This window comes from Coprococcus sp. AF16-5 (genome assembly GCF_003479365.1).
Classification (GTDB): domain Bacteria; phylum Bacillota; class Clostridia; order Lachnospirales; family Lachnospiraceae; genus Coprococcus; species Coprococcus aceti.
The window spans coordinates 1-9,766 of sequence record NZ_QUGZ01000014.1 but is presented as its reverse complement, the minus strand read 5'-3'; the positions used below and the strand labels follow the sequence as shown (position 1 = coordinate 9,766).

Sequence of the window (9,766 nt, the reverse complement as noted above, 5' to 3'; positions counted from 1 at the left end):
ATAGCATTGTACATACGATTTTCTTCATACAAGACCTCCTTAAATCCAGATTCCTCAGTTTCAAAAACTGGAATTTTAATATTACTCGACATGATGAAAAATTTTTAATCTTTGTGCCTCATTTGCTTCAAATCCAAATTTTTCATAAAAAGGTATCTTATCTGGAACCGCACACAGCTCCACAAAAATATCTGTTCCTTTTACTCCATTGTTATTTATAAACCTTCTTAATTCATCTATTAATATTCTTCCAATACCTTTTCCCTGATATTCAGGTCTGACAACAACATCTTTAATATAATAATTAAGTCCCATATCACCATTCATTCTTGCCATAGCAACAATGCAATCTCCGTCCCATATAGAAACTCTAAATATAGTATGTTTCATTGCTAGTCTTGTTTGCTCAAGAGATGGTCCATCTCCCCATACTGTTTCCCATAATTCAATAAATTGCTCTGCTGTTAGTTCGTTGTATTTGATTTTTAAATCTAACATATATTATTTCTCTCCAATACTTTGTATTATAAAATCAATCAGATTTACAAATTCCGATTCCTCAGTTTCAAAAACTGGAAGTTTCACCTGTGTTGTTAAATTGACATTTGTATATTAAGTTCCCTACATACTCCATAAAGTAAAACTGCATCGTTTAATGCATTATGCTGTTCACCCTTTATTTTAACATTTAATCGTTCGGCTATTTTGAACAAACCTGGACTTTTCCGATAATTTTTACAATTTATCGCCTTTAGAATTGTAGGTCTTACATCAATAATTTTCTTTGCAATAATATATAAATTATCAACTTTCTCCTTTTCTTTTCTGTTCCACTTGGCAGAATACATAATACCTAAATTATCTGCATTACCAAATGTGAATATGTAGTCTATGGAATATCGCTTGCACATTTCATTAATATCGCGAAAAGCATTATTGCACTTCTTTCCACAGTTAACATCAGCTTGTGTGATTCCAGTAAGTTTCTCACAATAAGTTGTAATTGTAGTATTGTGCACGGGCTTTACAAAAGAGTAATATCTATTTTTTATATTATATTTATCATCACATACGACAAAACCAACAGATATAATTTCCCGTTGCGAACGCTTCATACGTCCATCATCAATAAATTTTCCATTCTCTTGCTTGCCATCACAAGTCATTTCAATATCTAATAAACCATAATGCAACTTTTTCATCCCCCATATAATAAATAGCCCTATCATATTTCTTTCAAACAGATTACTTCGACAACTTCCGATTTCTCAGTTTCAAAAACTTGAATTTATCTATTAACTCTCTTAACTTTCCCCTATTTTCAAGGCTTCCCGCCATTGAAAATTCTATATATGTATCCTTTTCCCTTGTTTTTGCCCTTATGGGATAATTACAAGGGAAAATTCATTATTCAGTTGTTTAATCGTTGCCTGCCACTTTATCAAGAAGTCTTGCGGAAGTCCGCTTTGCTTCCCTTGTAGCATGGGCGTAGACATTCATGGTGGTACTCACGTCTGAGTGTCCTAACAGTTCCTGCACATCCTTAGGCTGAGCCCCGTTGGATAAGAGGTTTGTCGTGTAGGTATGCCTCAGTGTGTGGAAATGGAAACCTTCAAGCTCCGGTACTTTTCTTCCTGCTGTCCGGCAGGCTGTTTCTATGGTTGCCGGAAGTTCCAGACAACCATCCTCCCTTAAGCATACAAAGAAGATTTCGGTGTAATCTTCCGGCACATTCTCTGTCATTCCCAAATGATAATACTCGTAATGCACCCGATTCTTTTCCATTACTTCTCTGTAAAAATTCCGCTGGTAGAGTTCCCCATACTGAAAACGGTTTTTGTGCTGTTCCTTTTTTGCATTCCTCAAAATATCTGCGAGGGTATCGCCAAAGTCAACAACCCTGATCTTTTTCCACTTTGTCGGACCGATTTCGTGCTTATGGGTAGCACCATTGTAGCGGATGCTCCTGCGTACAGTGAGATACTGTTCTTCAAGGTTGATATCCTGCCATGTCAGACCTGCTACCTCTCCAAGTCTGAGACCTGTAAAGTATGCTATCTGAACCGGAAGAATCGCATCCCCACTTCGTTTTCCAAGCTGTTCAATCAGTTTCCGGTACATTTCAAAGGAAAGCGGTTTAACCTTGTCTCTGTCTGTGGCTGTTTCATCCGCAAACAAATCCGTTTCTTCCTTTTTATGCCTCATCACCACATACTGCATTGGATTGAAGGTAATAAACTGTTTCGGAAATACCGCAAACCGGAATGACTGTTGCAATACTGCTGAAAATGACCTTACATAATCAATGGAATATCCTTTTGATATAAAATCTCCCACAGTGCCTCCAAATGAGAGCAAATCCATAAACTCCTGCAGGTGTACCGAAGTCACCGTTTTCAGTTTCCTTTTGCTGATAGGGTGTTGTTTGATTCTCCCAATTGTCTGAAGATAATTGCCAACCGTTCCATTACTCAATGTGCCTGTCTTTAATTCTTCCTCAGCCCACAGGTCAAGCAACTCTCCGAGTGTGATGTTTTCAGCCTTTGCAACAAACCGCTTGGCTTCATAATCCTCCATTGCCTGCCTCAACAGCTTTTCCGTTTCGCTTTTGTTTTCCGTACCTGCAAATTCCTTCTGCACCAGATTACCGCTTGCATCTTCCACATAGAAGCGGTAGTACCATTTCTTGCCTTTCTTTCTTACAGAACCTTTTGCCATAATCGTTACTCCTTTCGATATCGACAATCGGAACTGATGAAATGCTTTCTGCGTGTAAGTATATCATAACTCCGGTTGTCTAATCTATACCGGTTCGGAGTCTTTCTCTGAAAGAAGATTTGCAAGCCTTACGGCTGCCGTTTCGGGATTCTTGGAATAGAGCCTTACAATGTCGCCCATGTCGTTCAGTGCGTTTACCGTATGGGTGATTTCCCTAAGGAACATAATCTCATTATATTCCTGATTGGATTCAAACCCCATTACTTTTGCAATTGTGGCATCTTCCGTATTCCCTTTAAAATTCTTACAGGCATATTGAAAGGAATCAACGAATAATTCGTATTCCTTCAACATCAGCAGCAGTAAATCTTTGGAAAAATCCGCTTCGTCTGCCTTCATATCATAAGGCAGTTTGGAGAGAATGGAAGTCATGGTATCACGAATCTGTAATTCCCTTTTATCCGTAACATCACTTGTCATTTCTTCCGTCTCGCCCTTCAGCCACTCCACTGATACATGAAGTGCTTCCGACAGACCATCCAGAACAAGCTTCTTGGTGTTGTCAATCGTTCCTGCCTCATACCGCTGTATGGTGGAAGCGGTAACTCCCATCTTTTCTGCTATATAAGGCTGGTTGACACCTAATTCCAGTCTGCGTTGTTTTGCCCTGCTACCGATTAACTTGCGTAATTCTTTATCTTTCATTCTGATACGCCTCCTTTTTCGGTATGGCTAAAGTATAACACAGTAAAAGTGGCATTGCAATATGCAAGTTAATAATTGCTTTTAAAATTTCGTAACGCTTGACAAGAAGATATAAAAGTTATATAGTAGGCATAGTCACAAAATTGCATTATGCAATTCAAGAGGAGGTGTTTTAATGACAGAAGTGAAGATTGCACTGTCCATTGAGGAAGCTGCCGACTATACGGGTATCGGCAGAAATACCCTGCGGAAACTGGTAGAATGGAAAAAGCTTCCGGTATTGAAGGTAGGACGGAAAGTCCTTATCAAAACGGATATGCTTGAAAAGTTCATGACCGCCAATGAAGGCAGGGACTTAAGGGACAAAGGAAATGTCAGAGCTGTCACAAGAAATGTGACAAATTAAATAGGGACAGTCCTAAGACCATCCCTAAGGTATGTATCTGACCGAAGCCATGATATACCTACACGCAAATAGATTATACCATGTGCTTCCTCTAAGATACAACCGGAAATTTAAGAAGTGGGGAAGAAACTTTTTTATACAAGCCCTCGGCGTTTGAGAGCGAAATACACCCCTCGCACAAATCTTACGATTTGTACTCTGTGTATTTCGCCCTGCTGGGAGCTTTCGCCGACAGGCGGATATGTTCGTAGACAGGCTACCTATGTAGCCTACTCACTTTCACATTAGAAAGTTTCCCATCCTCATTTCTTGCAGCTTCGTACTTGGCAGATACGGAAAGGAGGAAGCACATGCCAAGAAATTCATTTATTCAGATGACGAAGCTCCACAATGTCCGGGGAAGAATTTATTATATTTCAAGCCCAAAGAAGCAGGAAAATCTGTATGCGGTATATGAAACCACAGACCGTAATTTTTGGACTGACCTTGCAAAATATAATCAGGCAGAATTTAAAAAAAGCGGTACGGAGGGGAAATGTATTGAGGCAAGGGAATTGATCATAGCCCTGCCGGAATCTTTTACGGAGTATCCTCCAGACAGACTGTTGCAGATATTTACAGACCATTTCAGACAGACTTACGGAACGGACTGTATCGCAGCCCTGCATCACAATAAGCGGAAAACCAACTATCACATCCATCTCATTTTTTCGGAGCGTACACTCTTGGAACAGCCCATAGAAAAGGTTGCCACCCGCAATATGTTCTATGACGAAAAGGGAAATCATGTACGCACCAAGAAAGAGATACTTGATGAAGAAGGAAATATCCGTAAAAGATGTAAGGTGATTCACAAAGGTGAGGTATACGAAAGACAGATTTTCTCCATTAAGGATAAACACTTCAAGGCTGAAAATTTCCTTGATACCGTCAAGCAGGATTATACCAATCTTATCAATCAGTATGTGTGGGATAAAAGCCAGCGGTTAGAAGTTTTTGAGCGTGGCGGTATGTATCTTGCCACCAAAAAGATTGGTAAGAACAATCCGAAAGCCACCGAGATTGAGGCAGACAACAGTAAACGCACCTTGTGGAATCAGACTGTTGACAGAGCGATTGTAACGGGTGTTTCCAAGTCAGAAATCATGCAGATAAAAAAGGAACGGATAACGGACAAGATTGTGGAATCCGTATGGCTTTACGGAAACAGACCGAATCTGTTATCTTCCATTATCGGTACTGCCATTGCAGTATTAGAACTGTTAATCTCCAAAGTATTTCTCAAAACTCTGGAGCTTGCAGATAAAGTAATTTCCAAAGAGCTTGAAGCAAGACCGGAGAACACAGATTTCAAAGAGCAGAAAGCTGTACCAGAAGAAAGCAGAAAGCAGACAGATACACCAAAGCCTGCCATACCGCCAAGACCACAGCCATCACCGGAAGCAGTTTCTTACAAGCACTTATGCGAAATTTATCAAAAGCTGCAAGAACAGAATAAAGCAATTTTTGCACTCGAGAAACAGCGAAGTGACCTTGAAATTGAACTGTCCGACAGCAAAGGTATCTTCAAAGCAAAAAGGCGTTTCGAACTTTCAACAGAGATAGCCGGATTGGAGGAACGTATTTCCCGAATGAAAGCCCGATTATCCCATATCGTAAAGGAATACGGGTATCAGAATGCGGAAGCCTTCTACAAAGCATTTCATAAGTCAGAGACAGCTTATGGGGATTATCAGGACAGCCTTAAGAATTGGAAACAACGGTATGGAGAAAAGCCGCAGTCTCTACACGATAGGCTTATATCTAAGAAACAGGACATAAAGGAGCGAGAGTTAACAAGACCATATTCTCCACCAAACCGTGGAAGGAGTAGATAACAAACGAAGGGAGGCAATTGCCTCCCTTCGTTTGTTATCTCTCCGTAAAAGACTGGAATTTCACCCTCTCGCATAAAGATACAAATTATTTTTTTATTTCCTTATCATATATCTTTTTTGAGTATACCACAGTTACAATTGTTGCTAATAATAAATAAATCAACATAAAGATTGTGCCAGTCATCCCACTTGTAAATACGGTTGTAATGATAGTCAATAACCCCGTAATAATAATACATATTGCACCAAAGCGGTTACTCTTTCTCCATGTATTATCATTGTGCATACTCCAAACGGTTCGAACTCCCACTACTGCATTTCGTTTTGCCTTTGTCATAAAATTTCCTAATACAATAAATATAATACCACACAAAATACATGAAACTTTTGCAATGTCAATAACCGCATGTTCACCACCTGCATTTGCCTGTATCCAAGAAGAATAAAGAATAAAATAATGCATAATCCCGAACATGATTGCTTGCGAAATTCCTACAACACATAATACCTTTGCAGAAGATTTTGCTTCCATCTGTTCCTTTTCTGTATTTGCATTTTTTGATTTTTTCTCAAACACATAGATTAGCAAGTGCCAAAACAGTGTAATAAACAAAATAATTACCGGAAAAATAAAGCTTTCTGTTTTACTTCCCCATCTGTCAGTGTTTCCCTCCAAGTCATGATGCATAGGTATAATATCAGGCATAAACTGTAGTACAACACTTGTAACTACAACTGGTATCATTGCTACTATCCACATTATTTTTTTCATACTTTTTTTCCTCCAAACTGGTTAACCCATATAATTAATTCATCGAAAACCGTAGTGTTGATTTCATAATAAACAAAGTTTTTCTCTTTATATTCAGATATCAAGTCTGCGTTTTTAAGTAATTTTAAATGATAAGAAAGAGCAGCCGGTGTAATCTGTAATTTTTCAGCAATCTCTCCGGCATTTAATCGTTCATTTCTCAACATAATAAGAATGTCTCTTCGCTGGCTATCTGCCAATACTTTAAAAATGTTAGTTTCTCCCATATCTTTTACCTATTTAAAACTTTCTTTAAATAGATTTTAGCATGCTATTTGTTTTTGTGCAAGAACTATTTAAAAATAATTTTAAATAGAGGAGATACACTGAAAAATCAATGTGTCCTCTCTATTTACCTTAAGGCAAAATTCAAACATCTAGAAACTTAAGATTCCTGCCTCTTATTATGGAATAACCGTACGTTCTATATATTTTTCTGGAATTTTTAGTACTAGACCTCTATCATGATATTATATTAGCAAAATCACCACGTATCTAAACGATCCTCTGCATCAACCCATACTTGCATTTCTCCATCCAAGTATAATCTTGCATATTCTAATGGATTATCAATAGCCAAAGCATTCAACGAACACTGGGAGCCGGGAGTAGTTCTCAATCCTTCCTCTGCCTTATTGCAATCAATTCTAAGCACTACATTTTCAAACGTGGTTACATCTATGCTATTACATTGCGGATTATATCTTGCATAAATCAATCTCATATCTTATCTGTCCTTTCCTTAATTTTCTAAAAGTTTTGAAAGCATTTCAATCCGTTCTTCCTGCCATTTTCATTTCATGTTATAATTTGTTACTGGATTTTCTTTCCCTTAATTTTGCCCTTGTGAGCATTCGTAACATGAGGGAAAAGGATATAACACAAGGGAAAGCATAAGGGCAAACTCACTCGCTACAAATTTAGCATTTTCAAGGGGTTGCGGACTTCACGAGGATAAGATATAACAGTTAATAAATGTTATGAATTAAGTCAAATCAAAACTTGAAGTTGTAGAAATCCTGATCGGACATATTGTCGTTCTTGATCTTCCCGGCGGTTTCCATGACAGCTTCCACCAGCTGGCGAATATCCATAACAGAGGTGTCCTCCTGGTGCTGGGTGCTGATAAGAAATGTGGTGATGCGACCTGTATCATAATCATAGGAAACTTGCGCTTTCGCATCCGACAAGACCAGTGCAAACTTTTCATCAGAATTAACTTCTTTGTTTTCCTAATCGTGTTTAATGTATTTAGTGATAGTATCGATTAATTCCTCCATGTTAATCGGCTTGGAAATATGGTCATTCATGCCTGAATCCAGGGATTCCTGAATATCATCTACAAAAGCATTTGCAGACAAAGCTATAATTGGAATCGTAACTGCATCGGACCGCTCTATACCCAAGGCTCGAATGGCTTTTGTTGCTTGGTATCCATCCATGTTTGGCATCATAATATCCATCAAAATAAGATCGTATGTGTCTCGTGGATGATTTTTAAACAATTCCACAACTTCTTTTCCGTCTGATGCGCGTGTTACGGTCATATCAGCATCTTCCAGTATTATCGTAGCAAGTTCAGCATTTAGATCATTATCCTCAGCCATAAGAACATGAATACCCGTCAAATCTCTATGTGGAGGTTGTTTTTGTTTTGATTGAATAACTTGTTCTGTCAACTCCAGTGGAATCTCCACAGTGAATGTAGTACCTACACCTTTTTTGCTCTCAACAGCAATTGAACCGCCCATCATATCTATATGTTTTTTTGTGATGGCCATGCCAAGACCGGTTCCCTTATATTGGGTTCTGGCATTAGCATCATCTTCTTGTGAAAACGGCTTGAATAATTCTTTCTGGAACTCTTCACTCATGCCAATACCATTATCTTGAACAACATAACGAATTATGATATGTTTCTCATCCGTTCCGGGGTAACTGCTGATATCCAAAGTAATCTTTCCACCGTCCTTTGTGAATTTCACAGCATTGCCAAGAAGATTCACCAAAACTTCTCGAATACGCGTAACATCCGCAAGGACATATGGGTTCTTTGGTCTTTCTCGATGTACTTCGAACTTAAGATCTCGGTTATAAAGAAGTCCATTCATAATCGCCTGGACGTTATCTGTCAATTGAGTAATGTCCACTGGCTCAGGCGAAATGATATCTTTTCCGCTTTCAATGCGACTGAAATCCAAAACGTCATTCAACAAAGAGAGAAGATGATTCGAACTTTTTTGAACTTTCTCCAAGCTATCATGAATATCTGAAACCGTGTTCTGGTGAAGCGCAATGTTTGTAAATCCAATAATGGCATTCATCGGCGTTCTGATGTCATGGCTAATATTAAGCAAAAACGCAGATTTTGCTTTGTTGGCAGCATCTGCTTTCTCAGCGGCGTTCATTAATAATTGTTTTTGTTTTTGCTCTTCTGCCTTGCTTTTCTGGTAAACATAATAGGTATATAGACAAATTAAAAGCAATACAGCTCCTGCGACTAAACCGCAGATGATGGAAATATGATTCGTCTCTTCAACCATTCCATAAGCTGATTGCATATCCATTTCAATGCAAAATGCGCCAATGATTTCTCCTGTCCCATCATGATTTGCTCTTACAGGATAGCAAGCCGTAAAAATCGGCCCCCATGTTGTATCAATGATATCCTGAGAGTACACATTCTCCCCAGAAATAGCCCTATCAATATACGGAACCATTTCTTCCTCAATATAATCTCCAGGGTGTCTTACATCATCCGCATCCGAATCCAAACCATCTACCACATAAACGAGTTTTCCTTCTTCATTTTTTGTAGCGGTGTAAATATATCGAGTAGAATTCAGTGTTCTGATTTCATTGAAATATGAAGAAATATCCTTATATATTTGCTTCTTTTCATCAGATTTATCTTTGATTTGATCAAAATCTTCTTTGCCGATTCTTCCATCCACAAGTTTGTGTACTGCATCTGCACTCGCTGTATCGCGCGCAATTTCTGTTTCAAGGGCAGTCTTAGTGTAAGAACTTTGCAGGATAAATGTGTACAGTGCTATTACAAAAATTATCAAAAGCCCCATAAGCACAAGGATACTACCTGTATTCTTCAGTCTAAGGAATTTCTTTTTCTTCAAATTAACTCCTTCTTTTGTTTTCTTCATGCTGCTCATTCACATCCTCTAAATTCTAATTTTCCAATTTAACAAATTCCGATTTCTCAGTTTCAAAAACAGGAATTTGACTTAATAT

General features: G+C 38.4%; 10 protein-coding genes and 1 pseudogene. 2 read left to right on the top strand and 9 right to left on the bottom strand.

All coding sequences use genetic code 11. The features are described from left to right. Positions 1 to 81: 81 nt before the first annotated feature. From DWW70_RS14550 to DWW70_RS14535, 4 genes are all read right to left on the bottom strand, one after another. On the bottom strand, positions 82 to 498 hold the full coding sequence (locus DWW70_RS14550) for a GNAT family N-acetyltransferase (protein ID WP_118016915.1): 417 nt from the start codon (positions 496 to 498) through the stop codon (positions 82 to 84). A gap of 95 nt (positions 499 to 593) precedes the next feature. Continuing rightward, entirely contained in the window at positions 594 to 1,193 is a 600-nt protein-coding gene (locus DWW70_RS14545; protein WP_158576573.1) for a 3'-5' exonuclease, read from the bottom strand. Between the two features lie 226 nt (positions 1,194 to 1,419). Continuing rightward, positions 1,420 to 2,718 carry a tyrosine-type recombinase/integrase gene (locus tag DWW70_RS14540; RefSeq protein ID WP_012744117.1) on the bottom strand — a complete coding sequence of 433 codons (1,299 nt, stop codon included), beginning with the start codon at positions 2,716 to 2,718 and terminating at the stop codon, positions 1,420 to 1,422. An 84-nt stretch (positions 2,719 to 2,802) separates the two neighbouring features. Continuing rightward, a complete protein-coding gene (locus DWW70_RS14535; protein WP_005604344.1) occupies positions 2,803 to 3,423 on the bottom strand; it encodes a helix-turn-helix domain-containing protein in 621 nt (206 codons plus the stop codon). A 175-nt stretch (positions 3,424 to 3,598) separates the two neighbouring features. On the opposite strand from DWW70_RS14535, the gene DWW70_RS14530 reads away from it, so the two are divergent. Beyond that, the gene (locus DWW70_RS14530; RefSeq protein WP_005604346.1) at positions 3,599 to 3,829 is read left to right on the top strand and encodes a helix-turn-helix domain-containing protein; all 231 of its coding nucleotides are present in this window, start codon (positions 3,599 to 3,601) and stop codon (positions 3,827 to 3,829) included. Positions 3,830 to 4,179: 350 nt separating this feature from the next. Then, positions 4,180 to 5,706, top strand: coding sequence for a MobA/MobL family protein (locus DWW70_RS14525; protein ID WP_118650117.1), 1,527 nt, complete (start codon positions 4,180 to 4,182; stop codon positions 5,704 to 5,706). An 85-nt stretch (positions 5,707 to 5,791) separates the two neighbouring features. On the opposite strand, the gene DWW70_RS14520 is transcribed toward DWW70_RS14525, so the two are convergent. From DWW70_RS14520 to DWW70_RS14495, 5 genes and pseudogenes are all read right to left on the bottom strand, one after another. Next, complete coding sequence (locus tag DWW70_RS14520) at positions 5,792 to 6,478, bottom strand: SdpI family protein (protein ID WP_005604349.1); 687 nt, start codon at positions 6,476 to 6,478, stop codon at positions 5,792 to 5,794. Further along, complete coding sequence (locus tag DWW70_RS14515) at positions 6,475 to 6,744, bottom strand: autorepressor SdpR family transcription factor (protein WP_005604351.1); 270 nt, start codon at positions 6,742 to 6,744, stop codon at positions 6,475 to 6,477. The genes DWW70_RS14520 and DWW70_RS14515 overlap by 4 nt, the downstream gene beginning before the upstream one ends. Before the next feature lie 257 nt (positions 6,745 to 7,001). Next, on the bottom strand, positions 7,002 to 7,241 hold the full coding sequence (locus DWW70_RS14510; RefSeq protein ID WP_005604353.1) for a DUF6061 family protein: 240 nt from the start codon (positions 7,239 to 7,241) through the stop codon (positions 7,002 to 7,004). 271 nt (positions 7,242 to 7,512) lie between these two features. Further along, positions 7,513 to 7,731 (bottom strand): annotated as a pseudogene (locus tag DWW70_RS15450) (hypothetical protein); the annotation flags it as partial. 18 nt (positions 7,732 to 7,749) lie between these two features. Beyond that, positions 7,750 to 9,687, bottom strand: a complete 1,938-nt coding sequence (locus DWW70_RS14495; protein WP_243002936.1) for an ATP-binding response regulator — start codon at positions 9,685 to 9,687, stop codon at positions 7,750 to 7,752. Positions 9,688 to 9,766: the final 79 nt, after the last annotated feature.

What these genes read in the sequence shown, in the direction of transcription:
- DWW70_RS14550 (WP_118016915.1), bottom strand. Translation starts at nt 498, where the DNA reads ATGTTAGATTTAAAAATCAAATACAACGAACTAACAGCAGAGCAATTT.
- DWW70_RS14525 (WP_118650117.1), top strand. Translation starts at nt 4,180, where the DNA reads ATGCCAAGAAATTCATTTATTCAGATGACGAAGCTCCACAATGTCCGG.
- DWW70_RS14510 (WP_005604353.1), bottom strand. Translation starts at nt 7,241, where the DNA reads ATGAGATTGATTTATGCAAGATATAATCCGCAATGTAATAGCATAGAT.
- DWW70_RS14530 (WP_005604346.1), top strand. Translation starts at nt 3,599, where the DNA reads ATGACAGAAGTGAAGATTGCACTGTCCATTGAGGAAGCTGCCGACTAT.
- DWW70_RS14540 (WP_012744117.1), bottom strand. Translation starts at nt 2,718, where the DNA reads ATGGCAAAAGGTTCTGTAAGAAAGAAAGGCAAGAAATGGTACTACCGC.
- DWW70_RS14515 (WP_005604351.1), bottom strand. Translation starts at nt 6,744, where the DNA reads ATGGGAGAAACTAACATTTTTAAAGTATTGGCAGATAGCCAGCGAAGA.
- DWW70_RS14535 (WP_005604344.1), bottom strand. Translation starts at nt 3,423, where the DNA reads ATGAAAGATAAAGAATTACGCAAGTTAATCGGTAGCAGGGCAAAACAA.
- DWW70_RS14495 (WP_243002936.1), bottom strand. Translation starts at nt 9,687, where the DNA reads ATGAGCAGCATGAAGAAAACAAAAGAAGGAGTTAATTTGAAGAAAAAG.
- DWW70_RS14520 (WP_005604349.1), bottom strand. Translation starts at nt 6,478, where the DNA reads ATGAAAAAAATAATGTGGATAGTAGCAATGATACCAGTTGTAGTTACA.